This window comes from Croceivirga thetidis, assembly GCF_012272815.1.
Classification (GTDB): Bacteria; Bacteroidota; Bacteroidia; order Flavobacteriales; family Flavobacteriaceae; genus Croceivirga; species Croceivirga thetidis.
Genome location: NZ_JAAWWL010000002.1, coordinates 46,819 through 64,582 on the forward strand (window position 1 = coordinate 46,819; position 17,764 = coordinate 64,582).

Genomic DNA, 17,764 nt, shown 5'->3' on the forward strand with positions numbered 1-17,764 from the left:
GTTTAGATGGTTTGGCCATAGATTCCAAAATTTAATCTAAAAGAAATATCATACTAGATGATTACCAACACAGATATAAAAAAAACTGGAAATCAGTTTCCCAATAGAATTGTAGAGTTTAAGGAAGAGGGTGACAAATTTTATTTTACAACGAATAACGGGGTAATATTAGAAGTCACTATTCTGAGAGATAGCGCAATGCGCTTTAGATATGCTACCGAATTCGTTTTTGAAGACGATTTCTCCTATGCCATCGATGATGATGTTAGTTTGGGCTACAATCTTTTGGAATTTAAAGAAGAAATACCCTATTTCACCATAACGACTTCTAAAATCAAGGTATTTATTGATAAGGAAAGCCTGAAGGTCACCATTGAAGATCTTAAAGGTTTGATAATAAATGAAGACGAGGTAGGTTTTCATTGGGAAGAAAATTATGATTTCGGCGGAAATACCGTAAAAATGAGTAAAATCACTCAAACAGGGGAGAATTTTTACGGAATGGGTGATAAAGCATCCCACATCAACCTGAAAGGTAAAAAAGTTAGTAATTGGGTTACCGATTCCTATGCTTACGGTAAGGATCAAGAACCGTTGTATAAAACAATCCCCTTCTATGTGGGCCTTCATAATGAAGTTGCCTACGGAATCTTTTTTGATAACTCTTTCGGAAGTTATTTTGATTTTGCCCATGAACGTAGAAATACAACCAGTTTTTGGGCCGATGGTGGGGAAATGAACTATTACTTTTTCTATGGGCCCAAGATTGAACAAGTTGTTGAAGCTTACACCGATTTAACAGGAGTTCCTGAATTACCACCCTTGTGGGCTTTAGGTTTTCATCAGTCGAAGTGGAGTTATTACCCCGAGAAACAGGTAAAAAAAATTGCCTCAACTTTTAGAAAACTCCAAATACCCTGTGATGCTATTTATTTGGACATTGATTATATGCAGGGATTCCGTTGTTTTACTTGGGATAATCGAAGATTTCCCAATCCTAAGAAAATGGTTGATGAACTTTACAAGGAAGGATTTAAAACCGTAACAATGATTGATCCTGGTATAAAAATTGACCGGGATTATTGGGTCTATCAACAGGCGATGGATAATGATTTTTTCTGTAAACGTGCTGATGGGCCACATTTTAAGGGTAAGGTTTGGCCTGGTGATTGTAAATTCCCGGATTTTACCAATCCAGAAGTACGCGAATGGTGGTCTGGCCTCTACAAGGAAATGATAGCAGATATCGGGGTACATGGTGTTTGGAACGATATGAACGAACCTGCCGTGATGGAAGTTCCGACGAAAACGGCAAATCTTGATGTAAGGCATGACTACGATGGCCATCCGTGTAGCCATAGAAAGGCACATAATATTTATGGAATGCAAATGGTTCGTGCAACATTCGACGGATTAAAAAAATTCACCTTCCCAAAACGGCCATTCGTATTAACTCGTGCGGCATATTCAGGTACGCAACGGTACTGCGCAACTTGGACCGGTGATAACGTGGCTACATGGGAGCACCTTTGGATTTCAAATGTTCAAATGCAGCGTATGAGTATGAGTGGCTATTCATTTGTGGGCTGTGACATCGGTGGTTTTGCTGAGCAACCTAATGGAGAACTTTTTGCGCGATGGGTGCAGTTAGGTGTATTTCATCCTTTTTGTCGTGTTCATTCTAGTGGTGACCACGGTGATCAAGAACCATGGTCTTTCGGCGAGGAAATTACCGATATCGTAAGAAAATATATTGAACTCAGATACGAGTTGTTGCCCTATCTATACACTGCTTTTTATCGGTATGTTAAAGAAGGGGTTCCCATGATAAAGTCTTTGGTCTATTATGATCAAGAAGACACTCAAACGCATTTTAGAACAGACGAATTTTTGTTCGGAGATCAAATTTTGGTTTGTCCTGTACAAGAACCAAATGCGAAAGGTAGAAGAATGTATCTGCCTAAAGGTAAATGGTACAATTTCTTCACAGAGGAACTTGTTGAGGGTGGTGTAGAAAAGTTTGTTGAGGCAGATTTAGATAAAATCCCACTATTCATCAAAGAGGGCGCAATTATCCCAAAATATCCGGTTCAACAATATGTTGGGGAAAAAGAAATAGAGACCTTGGTTGTTGACGTTTATTTTAAAGAAGGCACTGAAGTCTCGATGGTTTATGAAGATCAGATGGATGGTTATGACTACAAAAAAGGTCGTTTTAGTCTTAGAAAATTTAGATTGAAAGGCAAAAGCAATGAGTTGATTATTCAACAGTACAAAGACGGTTCTTTTATTACTTCATACAAAACGATTAAAATGCGTTTTCACGGATTACCTTTCAAGATTGGAATCATTGAATTGGACAATGAAAAAGTAAATTATGAAACTGTTAACTACTACGGGGATAACTCAATTGAGATTAGCAAGGATTTTACCGAAATTCACCTCGTGGGTATTTAAATTGTGACTATTTCTTATTTGCTGTGTCGAATTAGCATAGCTAAAGTCTATGTCCAATTTTGTAAATTACACTTAACTAACACTTTATAAAATGAAAAGGATACTATTAACACTGACCATATTCCTTTCGGTCGTGGCCTGTAAAACCAACCCATTTACTGGAAAAAGTACATTTAACATGTTTCCCAATAGCCAACTTTTTCCGATGGCATTTGCTGAATATGACCAATTTTTGAACGAAAATAAAGTTGTCAACGGAACCTCGGAGGCACAAATGATCACGAATGTTGGGCAACGTATTGCCTCAGCTGCGGAACGTTGGTTGGATGCGAACGGATACCCAGGTTATTTAAAAGACTATGCTTGGGAATACAAATTGGTGCAAGACGAAACAGTAAATGCATGGTGTATGCCGGGAGGTAAGATTGTCTTTTATACTGGAATTTTGCCTATTTGCCAGACAGAAACCGGTGTTGCTGTTGTTATGGGACACGAAGTTGCGCACGCACTTGCTGATCATGGAGCACAGCGCATGAGTGCAGGTATGGCACAACAAATAGGAGCAATAGCGGGAAATGTCGCAATTAAAGATCCACAAAAATTGAATGCCTTTAACCAAGCCTATGGAGTTGTTTCTACAGTTGGGGTAATGTTGCCCTTTAGTAGAAGTCATGAGACTGAAGCCGACAGAATTGGTTTGCAAATTATGGCCATTGCCGGTTACAATCCTGATGAAGCTGCAGAGCTATGGAGACGAATGAAGGCCAAAAGTGGTTCACAGGCTCCACCAGAGTTTTTAAGTACCCATCCTTCAAATGATACTCGTATCAATAACTTGACCACATGGGCACCTTTGGCAAAACAGGAAGCTGCTAAATTCGGAGTTACGACATTTCGATAACTATTTGAGCAATTTTATAAAGTAAAAGCTGCGTATTAACGCAGCTTTTCTACTTTTGGAACATGACCAATGTCTTTTTTCTGAAAGGAAACAAAAAATTGCTGAATGCTTGGGCCTTTTATGACTGGGCAACTTCAGTTTATAACCTAACAATTTCAAGTGCTGTATTTCCCATTTATTATGGGGCATTGTTCAGAATGGCTGAGGTTGAAACCGTTGAGGTTTTTGGTCATCATATTGAAAGGGCACCTTTGATTGGGTATGTGTCGTCTGTATCTTTCGTGATAATTGCCCTAATTACTCCTTTAATTTCCGGTATTGCCGATTACATTGGGAATAAAAGGATATTCTTGAAGTTTTTCACCTATCTCGGAGCTTTTGGCTGTATTGGTCTCTACTGGTTTTCGTTGGACCAAATTTATTTAAGCCTTATTTGCTATATGTTTGGTCTAATAGGTTCTTGGGTCAGTTTTGCCCTGTACAATTCATACCTTCCGGACATTGCCTATCCCGAACAGCAAGATAAATTAAGTGCTAAAGGCTTTTCACTTGGTTATGTGGGTAGTGTACTCCTATTGATTTTCAATTTAATCATGGTCATGAAGCCCGAACTTTTCGGATTGGTTGATACGGAAACCGTTCCGGCAGCAGTTCAGGCCATGAAAATTTCATTTGTAACCGTTGGTGTTTGGTGGATAGTTTTTAGTCAATATACATTTTATCATTTGCCTAAAGGATACAAGAAAGAAGGTGAAAGGCGAAATATAATTCTAAATGGCTTTTTGGAAATAAAATCGGTTTGGCACCAACTTCAGAATCACCCGAAATTGAAAAAATACCTTAGGGCATTTTTTGTTTATAGCATGGCTGTTCAAACCATTATGCTTATTGCTGCTTATTTTGGTGAAGAAGAGATTCAATGGGGCTCTGCAGAGAATAGACAAATTGGCCTTATTACCAGTATATTGTTAATTCAACTTGTAGCCATCATTGGTGCTTATGCGATGGCTTTTATGGCAAAAAGAATCGGTAACATAAAAACATTGATAATTGTAAATATTATTTGGTTTGCACTTTGCATTTACGCTTACACTATGGTAACTCCTACCGATTTTTATATTGGAGCAGGATTGGTTGGCCTTGTTATGGGCGGCATACAAGCAATTTCAAGATCGACCTATTCTAAATTCATTCCTGAAACAACCGATACAACTTCATTTTTTAGTTTCTATGATGTATCTGAAAAAATTGGGATTATAATTGGGTTATTGGCTTTTGCTTATATCAGCGAAGAAACTGATGGAATGAGAAATTCCGCACTCGCTTTTGCACTGTTTTTTATAGTTGGTGCCATTTTATTGATACGGGTATTCAAGGAAGAAAAGCTTAATAGCGATTCGCCCAACTAAAACCCTGAAAACGAAGGGTTTCGGTCCTTTAATCTTCTTGTCGAATTTCTAGGCTAGTTTAACGAATTGTGAGGTCTTCTAGCTTAAGAATTAGTTCTTTTGCACTTAGCTTAAGCCGACCGATAATATGAAAAAACACTACACCTCAATTGGGATTGCCATTTTGTTAATCTCAATCATTTACTCATTTACTAATTTAAATCTTTTTTCACCACCAGGTTTAACTTCTCCTGAACCGATTGGGAATTTTTTAAATGGGAATTTCCCGGATATTTCACCTGAAGGTGATCCGTATGTCGAGGCCTTTCCAAATTTGACATTTGATTCACCACTAACTTTTACTCCAGTACCCGATTCTAACGTTTTGGTCGTGGGACAGAGAGACGGTAAAATTTACTGGTTTGACAATAGGGATGATGTGCCAACCAAGAATTTGGTCGCTGATTTGTCCAATGAAGTTGGGGTGGTTTGGGATGGTGGTTTTCTCGGTTTGGCGATTCATCCTGAATTTGGAAATACTGGAAAAAACTATTTCTATTTATACTACACTACTAAAGACGGCCAAGGTAGGGATTACCCCAATGCTTTTGTTAGCGGTTTTGGATGTGATAGGGAAGATTATTGGGGAGGCTTTTTGATTCTCAAGCGAATAGAAGTGAATCCAAACACCTTTACTAGAATAGCCAGTAATGATTTGGTTATGATGAAAAAAAGGATGTTTAGTTCAACTCACCGTGGTGGGGGAATTGCATTTGGTCAAGATGGTTTTTTGTACATACCAACAGGGGACCAATCCGCTTATAGCAAACCTCAAAATTCAACCACAAATCTTGACGGAGGGGTACTTCGAATAGATGTGAACAGCGATTCTTCAAAAAGTCATCCGCCAATTCGTAAAATGCCACAAGGAGGTCGATTTGCCGATGAAATTTCAGGAGTTGGTTATTACATTCCAGATGATAATCCATTTTTGAGTCCTGACGGTTCCAGATTTGAAGAATATTATACCGTAGGTCATAGAAATCCGCATAGAATGACCATGGACAGGGTTACCGGTACTTTTTATATTGGAGAAATTGGAGAAGGTACACACGAAGAAATAAATGTGATTAGTCCAGGTAAAAATTATGGATGGCCATTGTACGAAGGATATCGATTTAGTGGTAGGTGTACAACTATGCTTGATAATATGCCGCATGAAGGACCGTTGGTTGCTTTTCCGCGAAGTCAGGCTAATGCAATTATAGGAGGTTATGTGTATAGAGGTTCAGCAATGCCCGACTTTTATGGTAAATATATTTGTGCCGACTATGGAACAGGGGAGGAAATATGGGCAGTGGATACGGCAACCGGAGAATATGAATTAATCACACAGTTTTCCCCCACAAATATCATTTCTTTTGGCGAAGACAATAGTGGTGAACTCTATTTATTAAGTCAAGGAAATAATGTTACACTTTACAAGCTAAGACAAACAGGAGGGCTTAATGGTAGCTTTCCTAATTTGCTTTCCGAGACGGGTGCGTTTAAAAATTTACAAACTTTAGAACCTAGCGAAGGTGTATTGCCTTATGAATTGATTGAACCATTCTGGTCAGATGGGGCCGAAAAGAAAAGATGGATGGTTATACCAAATGATGGAACACACAATACACCCGCAGAGCAGATTTCCTTTTCTGAAGACGGAGATTGGGAGTTTCCGGTTGGCTCCGTTTTAATCAAACATTTTGAACTACCAATTGATGAACGTAATCCTACTTTAACCAGAAGGCTGGAAACGCGTTTTTCGGTCAAAGCGAGTAATGGTTCCTTTTATTATCTTACTTATAAATGGAACAATCAACAAACGGATGCAACCCTACTTAATAGTGGTCTTAGCGAAAATGTTCAAATAACCAAGGCAGATGGTAGCAATGAATTTCAAGTTTGGGATTATCCTTCGACACAAGACTGTATTGCTTGCCATAATCCTGCAACCGGTGGCACATTAGGTACACGAACGAGATATCTAAATTCTGATTATACCTATTCAAAGTCAGGATTAACGGGTAATCAACTTGTTACCTTAAGTCATTTGGGAATTCTGAATGCTCCTATAACTGATGCAACCACCCAAAATTTTCAGACCTATAAGGCCTTGAATGATTTTAACGCAAGTTTGGATGAACGAGCAAGATCATACCTTGATTTAAACTGCGCCTACTGTCATAGGCCTGGTGCAACTGGAGAACGTGCGCAATTTGATTTGAGACTTTCCAATTCATTTGATCAAACGGGTCTTCTCGTTGCAGGAACGAATACTCCTTTAGGAATACCAGGTGAAAAGATTTTGGTGCCTGGCAACGCTGCAGCTTCAATATTATACCATAGGACTGATTCTGCAGACCCAACGGTTATGATGCCACCTTTGGCAAAGAACAAAATTGATGAAACAGCAGTTGCATTGCTCGAAGATTGGATAAACCAAATGGATCCAAATTTGGTGCCTCAAGAGTGTACCGCAAGTGGCACGATACTCTTGGAACGATATAATAATATCGGCGGAATTGCCCTAAATGATTTGTTTAATGCTCCGAATTACCCTGATAACCCAAGTAGTACCCAGCAAATCAACAGTTTTGAGATTGCTGTTAATTCAGGTGATAACTATGGGGTAAAAGTCAGCGGTTTTCTATGTCCACCGGAATCGGGGGTTTACTATTTCTGGGTTTCAGGCGATGATGAGTCAAGGCTAGACATCAGTACAGACCAAAATCCTGCCAACATAAGTACCATTGCAAATGTTCCAGGTTGGACTTCATCTAGGCAATGGAATAAGTTTCAAGAGCAAAAGTCAAATGCAGTTCAGTTGATCAAAGGGCAGCGCTATTACATTCAGGCTTTTATGAAAGAATCTGGAGGTGGTGATAATTTGGCTGTAGGTTGGAGAAGACCATCCGACGGTAATGGACAAACACCGGCAGAGATAATTCCAGGAAACGTACTTTCACCTTGGGCAAATAATGTTTTTGTTACAGATGTGAGTGTAAATCCAGAAAATCTGGTATTGACCGAAGGGGAGAACACAAGCCTTACGGCAACGGTCAGTCCGTCGGATGCAAGTGATAAGTCAGTAATCTGGTCAAGCAGTGACGATTCCGTTGCCACGGTGGATGACTCAGGAAACGTAACGGCCATCGCCCCAGGAGTAGCGACCATAACGGTCACGACCAATGATGGAGGTTACCAGGCGAATACTACGGTTGAGGTCAACGAATTGATCATCCCAGTAAGTGGGGTCACCTTGAACACGGACAGCTTGGTATTGACCGAAGGGGAGATCGCAAGCCTTACGGCAACGGTCGGTCCGTCGGATGCAAGCGATAAATCAGTAATCTGGTCGAGCAGTGACGATTCCATTGCCACGGTTGATGACTCAGGAAACGTAACGGCCATCGCCCCAGGAGTAGCGACCATAACGGTCACGACCAACGACGGAGGTTACCAGGCGAACGCCACGGTTGAGGTCAATGAATTGATCATCCCAGTAAGTGGGGTCACCTTGAACACGGATAGCTTGGTATTGACCGAAGGGGAGAACGCAAGCCTTACGGCAACGATCGGTCCGTCGGATGCCAGCGATAAATCAATAATCTGGTCGAGCAGTGACGATTCCGTTGCCACGGTTGATGACTCAGGAAACGTAACGGCCATTGCCCCAGGAGTAGCGACCATAACGGTCACCACCAACGACGGAGGTTACCAGGCGAATGCCACGGTTGAGGTCAATGAATTGATCATCCCAGTAAGTGGGGTCACCTTGAATACGGACAGTTTGGTATTGACCGAAGGGGAGAGCGCAAGCCTTACCGCAACGGTCGGTCCGTCGGATGCCAGCGATAAATCAGTAATCTGGTCGAGCAGTGACGATTCCATTGCCACGGTTGATGACTCAGGAAACGTAACGGCCATTGCCCCAGGAGTAGCGACCATAACGGTCACCACCAACGACAGAGGTTACCAGGCGAATGCCACGGTTGAGGTCAATGAATTGATCATCCCAGTAAGTGGGGTCACCTTGAACACGGATAGCTTGGTATTGACCGAAGGGGAGAACGCAAGCCTTACGGCAACGATCGGTCCATCGGATGCAAGTGATAAATCAGTAATCTGGTCGAGCAGTGACGATTCCGTTGCCACGGTGGATGACTCAGGAAACGTAACGGCCATCGCCCCAGGAGTAGCGACCATAACGGTCACGACCAACGATGGAGGTTACCAGGCGAACGCCACGGTTGAGGTCAATGAATTGATCATCCCAGTAAGCGGGGTCACCTTGAACACGGATAGCTTGGTATTGACCGAAGGGGAGAACACAAGCCTTACGGCAACGGTAGGTCCATCGGATGCAAGTGATAAATCAGTAATCTGGTCGAGCAGTGACGATTCCGTTGCCACCGTGGATGACTCAGGAAACGTAACGGCCATCGCCCCAGGAGTAGCGACCATAACGGTCACGACCAACGATGGAGGTTACCAGGCCAATGCCACTGTTGAGGTTAATACTATTATAATCAGCGTTAGCGGTGTTTTACTGAATCCGGAGATTTTCAGTTTGGTCGTTGGAGAATCACAGGTATTGAATGCAGAGGTATTGCCTGCCAATGCTGATAATAAGGATATTATTTGGTATACGAGCGATGACAGTGTTGCATCAATCAGTGATATAGGTGAGGTGACCGCACTATCAGAAGGTACTTCGGTTCTAACTGCAAGAACGGTAGATGGTGGCTTCGAGGCCTATAGTACCCTAACTGTATTACCCGGTGGTGGCAATGGGATAGCCGTTACTGGTGTTACTTTAGAACCTGAGATATTCAGTATGTCGGTTGGAGATTTGCAAACACTAACTGCAGTCGTATTACCGTCAGATGCGGACATTAAAGACATTATTTGGTATACCAGTGATGATAGCGTTGCCTTGATTAATGGAAATGGGGAAGTAACAGCAGTAGCCGAAGGAACCTCAGTTCTTACGGCCAGAACTGTTGATGGTGGCTTTGAGGCCTATAGTACCCTAACCGTATTACCCGGAGGCGGCAATGGGGTTGCTGTTACTGGTGTTACTTTAGAACCTGAAATATTCAGTTTGCAAGTTGGTGAGTCGAGAACATTGGATGCCAATGTGCTTCCTTCAGATGCCGATAACAAATCGTTGATTTGGTATACCAGTGATGACAGCGTTGCCTTGATTAATGGAAATGGAGAAGTAACAGCAGTAGGTGAAGGAACCTCAGTTCTTACGGCCAGAACGGTAGATGGTGGCTTCGAAGCCTACAGTACAGTCACTGTGTTACCTAGTGGTGGCAATGGGGTTGCTGTTACAGGTGTGACATTACAGCCTGAATCCTTTAGTTTGTCTGTTGGAGAATCACGGACATTAGAGGCTACAGTTTTTCCTGCAAATGCTGATAACCAAGAAATTATATGGTACACAAGCAATGATACTGTTGTTTCAATTAATGGCAACGGAGAGATAACCGCATTGAGTGCCGGAACTTCAGTACTTACTGCTCGCACTTTAGACGGTGGTTACGAAGCCTATAGTTCCGTTAATGTAATTTCAGGTGGGCAAGGTATTGCAGTAACCGGAGTAATTCTTGAACCGGAATTATTAAGTATTTCAATTGGGGAAACAATAGGGCTAACAGCATCCGTGATACCTTCTAATGCCGATAATAAAGACTTGATTTGGTATACAACCGACCCGGGTATTGCAACAATAAGTTCCGATGGACTGCTGACAGCTTTGAACGAGGGTGTGGTGGTAATCACTGCGCGGACTGTTGATGGTGGCTTTGAAGCCTACAGCACGGTTACAAGTGTTGATGCACAACCTGGAACGCTTAGTATAGTACTAGGGGAACTTGCACCACAAGACCAATCAATTGTGAATTTAAGGGTAGCGCCAAATCCAATTAATCCAAATTCCACTTTTTCATTGAGCTTTGTGGCCTTTAAAAGTGAACCACTTACAGTGGAGTTATGGGATTATAGTGGTAAACGCATTAAGCAAGTATTGGGTAAATCAAATAATGGTTTTAATATCATAGATGTGGATACTTATAATATTTCATCAGGAAGCTATATTATAACAGTTAAAGTAGCCGATGATATGTTCTCAAAACAACTGATAATTAAATAAAATACACAAAGATAAAAGTCCAGAAATTCAATATTTTTTGATTTTCTGGACTATCATATCTACTCGAAACGGAGTAAGGTTTTATTACCAAAATAAAAATCGTTACTTTAAAATGAGATATAAGCTAATACTGTTTACACCCCTAATTAGAGGGAATAACCCTTAATGGAAAATTGGTGAATTAATGATACAGATAGATCTTAATAAAAATAGTTACCGACGAATCTGACAATTCATTAATTTTAGATGATAACCAAACTAAATTGACAATTGAAAAATACCCTTGGTAAAATAAGCAAAAGGGTCTTTCAAAAGCTCTCCTTAGTACTCAGTGTTCTGCTGTTGTCCAGCTTTGTGCTCATTGTTGGCAATCTGGACTCAAGAAAAGGAGTTATTCCCAAAATCACGTTTTCAGAGCAAGAGGTAGGTACTATTATTAGTCCTCAAATGGGAGTTCGCCATATGAACCAACCCAGTGTGTTTAACGGTTATGTAATTCTTGCCGGAAATGCAGAACACGAGGTATGGGATATATCAAACCCTTACGCTCCTGTTAAGCTTGCCGAGATGATAAGTTCTCACAAAAACGGAGAAGCAGAGTCACATCAGGTAACTTATGGCAAGGATATTAATGGTAAGTATTATTTAGCTACGATTTCTGGTAGGGGTTTTGATATTTGGGATGTATCTCAAACAACAAATCCTTTATATGTAAAAGCGGTAGAGATAGAAGGCGTTAATTATGGTGACGTAGATAACGCTATCTGGGGGCTGAGCTGGCAAGGCAACTATTTGTATATAGGTGCCACCAACCAAGGATTGTTGATTTTTGACGTTAGCAATGTGACCAACCCAGTCCTTGTAAGCAGTTTATCACGTTCTGAACTTGGAGGGGTATATGCAGGTCCTTTATTTGCTGTTGGAAATCTTTTGACAATCACAACACCAAAAGAGTACGCTGGTATAGCCACAGTGGATATCAGCAATCCTGAAAATCCAATTTTATTGGATTCAAAAACCTTTAATGAGAAAAGCTATATAGGGGGCTTTTACGGAAAACATGCGTATTTAATAAATCCATTCCGAAAAATAGATGTAACCAGTAATCCCAATGAAATTCAATTGGTTTCTTCTTTATCGAATCCCATTGCGGAATACATGAGTTTTGCTGAAAATCATTTATTTCTTGGAGGATTACGTGGTGGTACCCAAGGTCTTTACAAGTATGATATTTCAAACGAAAATCAACTGCAACTAAAAACAAGAATTCAAGGTCGGAATTCTGGTTTTGACGACCAATTTTCAGTACCAATTGGAAATATGGTCGTAATGGCTGACGATCAATTCTATAATAACTCTTACGTGAGTGCAGTAATGGCGGTACATGATACTCAGCCAGATAATAATGGACCTTCAGTGTTGTATTTTAACCCTGGGAGTGATTTACAGAATGCCTCGGTCTCAACGAATATTGGGATATCTTTTGATGATTGGATAGAATTGACCTCAGTTGATGCTAATAGTTTTCAAGTTATAGATGATTCTGGGAATCAAGTTCAAGGCCGTTGGGGGCTTACCTACACAACTTTGAATTTTTCTCCGGCTCAGCCACTAAAAGAGGCCACTGAATATCGGGTATTTTTGCCACAAGGAGGAGTAAAAGACTTATCTGGGAATGGTTTAAAAAATGCTTTTGAATTCAGTTTTACTACAGAAGGTGAACAGACGTTACCAGATGAGAATATCGAGCTTTATGAAACCCCTCCAACCGAATTAGGAAATCCAACAGTTTTTAGGATTTTAAATCCTAAACCGGAACTAAGATATCAATGGGATTTGGGAGATGGGGCGCAAAATGTTGGTGCTGAAATAAGTCACACATATCAAGATCCAGGTAGATACCCAGTATTGGTAACCGCTTATCGGAACCCAGACGAAGATGGTGTTTTTGATGTTGTAAACGCCGACTTATCTGGTGGGGTTATTTTGTCCTCAATCCATTCTGGGGCAAATAGAAATACATATGCCGATTTTCCCTCCGAACAAGGTGATAATGTCTCTATTACTTGGTCGTTGAACCAAGCTACTTCTAGAAATGTGAAAATTGATTTTCGTTATGCTTCACTCGGTAATTCTAGGGCCTTAAATCTATATATGAATGGCTTATTCATTCAAAGATTGGATTTTCCTAATACAAATAGTTGGGAAATATGGAATGCAGTAAGCACCACAACCTTGAATTTGCCCGCTGGAACAAATACAATTGAATTAAGGGCAAATGCAGGAACTTCTGGCCCAAACATAGATTATTTGTTCATATCCGATGGCTCAGAAAATACTGGTGACGAATATTCAGTTGTGGACACTTTTGCGTTTACACAAATAGTGTTTGAACCAGTTCCTGTGCTTAAACCACAACAAAGCAGCGCGCTTCATTTGTTGGAAAATAAACTATGGGTTGCCAACGCTGACGCAAATAGTGTAACAGTAATTGACTTAGAAAGTTTGGAAAGAATGGCTGAAGTCTCAGTTGGAATGAGACCGATAGCAATAGCCTCTGACAATCAGAATAGGTTATGGGTTTTAAATAAGGATTCTTGGAACATTACCCTCTTAGATGAGACTTCGGGAGAACTTATGAACGAAGTTACACTGCCATACGCCTCTCGCCCAACTGCTATTTTACTTTCCCCTGAAAAGGATTATGCTTATGTTGTTCTTTCATCCCTAGCACAAGTTTTAAAAATTAACACCCAGACCTTATCAACAGAAAAAACTCTTTCAATTCCGAAAGACGATAACGGAATTTTGCCAGAGTTAGGTAGTATGGCCATGACTGCGGAAGGCGATAAAATATATGTGCTAAGGTTTATTTCATCTGATATCTATGGGCAAGTTTTTGCAATAAACACGGCTGATTTGAGTATGGTGAAGCAAATTCCCTTAGAATATTCCGAAGGTTTGGATAGCTCTGGTTTTTCTAGAGGTTTGCCTAACTATTTAGCAAGTATAGCAATTAGTCCAGATGGGAAATTGGCTTGCATTCCATCCAAGAAAGACAATGTTTTAAGAGGCACTTCGCGAGACGGGAATCCTTTGACCCATGATTTAACGGTTCGGGCAATAAATTCATTCATTAATCTTGAAAATGACGAGGAATTAGGCAATAAAAGAATCGATATGGATAATATTGATAGGGGCCACACAGCAGTATTCAATGAATTGGGAGATTTGGTCTATGTAAGTCAACCTGGCAATAATCAGATCTGGGTAATTGAAACTTCAACGGGAAATAAAATAAACGAAATTGATACGAATAAAACACCACAGGCAATGCTTATAGATGACGAAAATGAGTATTTGCTTGTTCACAATTTCTTATCAAGAAGTATTTCTGTTTTTCAATTAGATACAAATGGTGTGAACTGGAATTTTTTAATTGAAATACCATTGTTGAATTCTGAACCATTGGCCCCAGAAGTTTTAAAAGGAAAACAGCTTTTTTACGATGCCACTTCCACGAAATTGAATATGGAAGGCTATATGAGTTGTGTTTCCTGTCATATGGATGGTGGCCATGATGGCAGAGTTTGGGATTTCACAAATCTGGGTGAAGGTCTAAGAAATACAATTGACCTGAGAGGTAAGGCTGGTACTCGAGAAGGTGCATTGCATTGGTCTGCTAATTTTGATGAAGTACACGATTTTGAAAATCAAATAAGAATTCTTGGAAGCGGCACTGGTTTAATGGATGATTCGGATTTTTCTTCAGGCACTATAGAGGAGCCCTTGGGAGATTCAAAAGCAGGTTATTCTGAAGAATTGGATGCCTTGAACGCCTACGTTAGTTCGCTAGGTATTCATCTTCCAAGCCCTTATAGAAATCAAGATGGTTCCATGACATCCGATGGTCAGTTGGGTAAGCAACTATTTAATGATTTGAGATGTTTTCAGTGTCACGGTGACAATCACTTTACCGATAGTCCAGTAGGAATCACCCATGACATCGGAACAATAGGTGGATCAAGCGGAAATAGTGATGGAAAAGAATTGTTAGGAATCGATACACCAGGTTTGCGGGGAATTTGGAATACAGCGCCTTATTTACATGATGGTTCAGCTCCAACCTTGAAAAGCATATTCACCGAAAAAAATCAATTGGAAGCTCATGCATCAACTTCTAATTTATCGACCGATGAGCTAAACCAATTAATTTCATATCTGAACCAATTAGATGATAGTTCCGATGTTGCCCAAAATAATACCATTGAGGTTTCATTGAATACTACAGAAACCAACAATGAAATCTATGTTGGCAATGCTGTAGAATTATCCGTAACCTCAAATATTGAGAACATAAACGCTGTCCATTACTATTTGAATGGTGACCTAATAAATACTAGTTCTGATTACCCCTTTACCATTACGTGGATTCCAGAGAACTCTGGCAATATCCCTTTAAAGGCAAAAGTCTTTTATGGTGATACTGGTCGAGCAGTCGTAACTAATGTGAAGCGATTAATGGTGCAAGAGTCAACAAGGGTCACTTCTGTTTTGACAAACCCAGAAAGTGTTGACCTGAATTTAGGTGAAACTGTAAAACTGAATGTCACGGTTAACCCAGAAAACGCCACAAATAGACAAGTAATTTGGTCGAGTTCAGATGAAAGTATAGCTCAGGTAGACCAAAGCGGTACGGTCATAGCTGTGAAAGAGGGGAATGCAAACATAACCGCTACATCAGTAGATGGAGGTCATACAGCGCTTACCGAAGTAACCGTGATTAATTCCTTTATTTCTGTAACTGGAATAAATCTGGAATCATCCGAAGTAGAATTATTTGAAGGTGAGACATTTCTATTATCGGCAGTTGTTAGTCCATCCAATGCAACAGATGCCAGCCTTACTTGGAATTCAGAAAATAACGAAGTTGTAACTGTTGATTCCAGCGGACAGCTAAATGCCATTTCTGAAGGTACAACAGTCGTTACAGTAACAACTAATGACGGAGGTTATTCTGCGAGCGCAAATATTTCGGTAAGAAAAATAGAAGTATCAGTATCAGGTATTGAGGTTCAACCTGAGACCATAGAATTGATTGTTGGGGAATCATTTGATATTACAGTTGAAGTAATACCAAGTGATGCTTCAAACAAATCTGTTTTGTGGTTTTCCGAAGATAATTCAATAGCATCGGTAGACCAGAATGGTAGTGTTATGGCCAAGTCTGAAGGTGAAACACAAATTACCATTGAATCGGTCGATGGAGGATATACTGCTTTCGTTGTCGTAAACGTAACTGAGAATACCACCCAGTCGATTGCTTTGGAAGGAATTGAGTTAAACCCCAAAAGAGTTGCTCTAGAAGTAGGTCAAAAAGCAAAGTTATTTCCATTATTTTTTCCTTCAAATGCCACGAACCAAAAACTGTTTTGGGAAACAAGTAATCCTCTAATTGCAATGATAAGTGCCGACGGTGAAATAACTGGTGTATCAAATGGTAACACAAAGATTAGGGCAACGTCGGAAGATGGAGGTTTTACTTCGGAGGCTAATATTGTGGTAATTACACCTGCTGGTACAAAGGAAGATTTAACTAGTCTTACAATTGTGCCAAATCCGGCTAGTGAAGTTCTTGAAATAAGTCTTAAGGATTTTGACAACGGAACAATCGCAATTAGAAGAATATCTTTTTTTCAAATTAACGGTAAAGAAGTCTTACGCCTTGATGGAAGATTTTTAGATATGAACAACACAAAATTAGAATTGGATATTTCAAGTTTAGCCCAGGGAAATTATGTAATATCAATTTTTACGCAACGACATGGTGTTATTTCTAAACGCCTAATTGTTAATTGAAAAATTTTAAAGTCCTTTAAAGGTTGTTGTTTGACAAATAGCCGAAATCACGTATTATAAGAATTATTAAAAGGTTTAAAATCTAATATACTAGAAGTACACATCGCATCGATATTTTAAAACATCTGCATAAAAAAATCCCGGGTATAACCCGGGATTTTTCCGTTAAATGATTGATGTGTTCCGATAAAATCGGAGTCGTTTTTTGATTGGTTAATAGGTTTTAATAGCTCGATATGTCTCCAGAACCTGAACTTTTAGTATCTATTTTTGTTGGATTACCCTTGTAGGTAATATCACCAGACCCAGAAACTCTTGCAACCAATTCCTTATTTGCAGTCACTTTAATATCTGCTGAACCTGAAACCTTGGCATTGACATAATCTGCTTCTAAATCGAAAGCTTTGATATCGCCAGAACCTGCAACCGATACTTCAAAGTTGTTGGCGCTTCCTTCTAAATCGATATCGCCCGACCCTGAAAGATTTGACTTCAGATTGTTCGCTTCTACTGTTAGTGAAACATCTCCAGAACCCGCAACAGATGCCTTGAAATTATCTGCTTTAAGTGTTGTTTTAGAGACGACGTCTCCTGATCCTGACAGACTTACTGCTTCAATTTGTTCAACTGGCACTGTTATTAGTATACCGGAGTTCCAATTAGATGGCTTTAGATTAACCCCTTTGGTTGTTTTGATAACTAATCTGCCATCTTTGACTTCAGTTTTTATGAATTCCAATAAATTGGATTCCCCTTTTAAGGTTAATTCGCCTTCATTTCCTGCAACAAGCTCTACATCGAACCAGCCTGCAGAACTTACGGCATTGTATTCCCCAACCGACCTTTCAATGGTAACCACATTGCCATTTCCTTTAACTCTTTTTCCCCATTGGGCACTAGCCGCAATGGTAATTAGTGCTAGACTTAGTGTCAATACTTTTTTCATGATCTGTT

The 17,764-nt window shown here is 40.1% G+C and carries 6 protein-coding genes; 5 read left to right on the forward strand and 1 reads right to left on the reverse strand.

Annotation, left to right across the window (positions count from 1 at the left end):
- The first annotated feature begins 57 nt into the window (after nucleotides 1-57).
- From HCU67_RS08090 to HCU67_RS08110, 5 genes are all read left to right on the forward strand, one after another.
- Nucleotides 58-2,457 (forward strand): glycoside hydrolase family 31 protein, encoded by a 2,400-nt coding sequence (locus HCU67_RS08090; protein ID WP_168552140.1) that lies wholly within the window; start codon nucleotides 58-60, stop codon nucleotides 2,455-2,457.
- Between the two features lie 91 nt (nucleotides 2,458-2,548).
- Nucleotides 2,549-3,358: a M48 family metallopeptidase gene (locus HCU67_RS08095; RefSeq protein ID WP_168552141.1), complete on the forward strand. Its 810-nt coding sequence runs from the start codon at nucleotides 2,549-2,551 to the stop codon at nucleotides 3,356-3,358.
- 62 nt (nucleotides 3,359-3,420) lie between these two features.
- The gene (locus HCU67_RS08100) at nucleotides 3,421-4,767 is read left to right on the forward strand and encodes an MFS transporter (protein WP_168552142.1); all 1,347 of its coding nucleotides are present in this window, start codon (nucleotides 3,421-3,423) and stop codon (nucleotides 4,765-4,767) included.
- A gap of 127 nt (nucleotides 4,768-4,894) precedes the next feature.
- Nucleotides 4,895-10,951 (forward strand): Ig-like domain-containing protein, encoded by a 6,057-nt coding sequence (locus HCU67_RS08105; RefSeq protein WP_168552143.1) that lies wholly within the window; start codon nucleotides 4,895-4,897, stop codon nucleotides 10,949-10,951.
- Nucleotides 10,952-11,221: 270 nt separating this feature from the next.
- Nucleotides 11,222-16,810 carry an Ig-like domain-containing protein gene (locus HCU67_RS08110; protein ID WP_168552144.1) on the forward strand — a complete coding sequence of 1,863 codons (5,589 nt, stop codon included), beginning with the start codon at nucleotides 11,222-11,224 and terminating at the stop codon, nucleotides 16,808-16,810.
- A 223-nt stretch (nucleotides 16,811-17,033) separates the two neighbouring features.
- Here the strand turns inward: HCU67_RS08110 and HCU67_RS08115 are convergent, their stop codons facing one another.
- Nucleotides 17,034-17,756: a head GIN domain-containing protein gene (locus HCU67_RS08115; protein WP_168552145.1), complete on the reverse strand. Its 723-nt coding sequence runs from the start codon at nucleotides 17,754-17,756 to the stop codon at nucleotides 17,034-17,036.
- Nucleotides 17,757-17,764 lie beyond the last annotated feature (8 nt).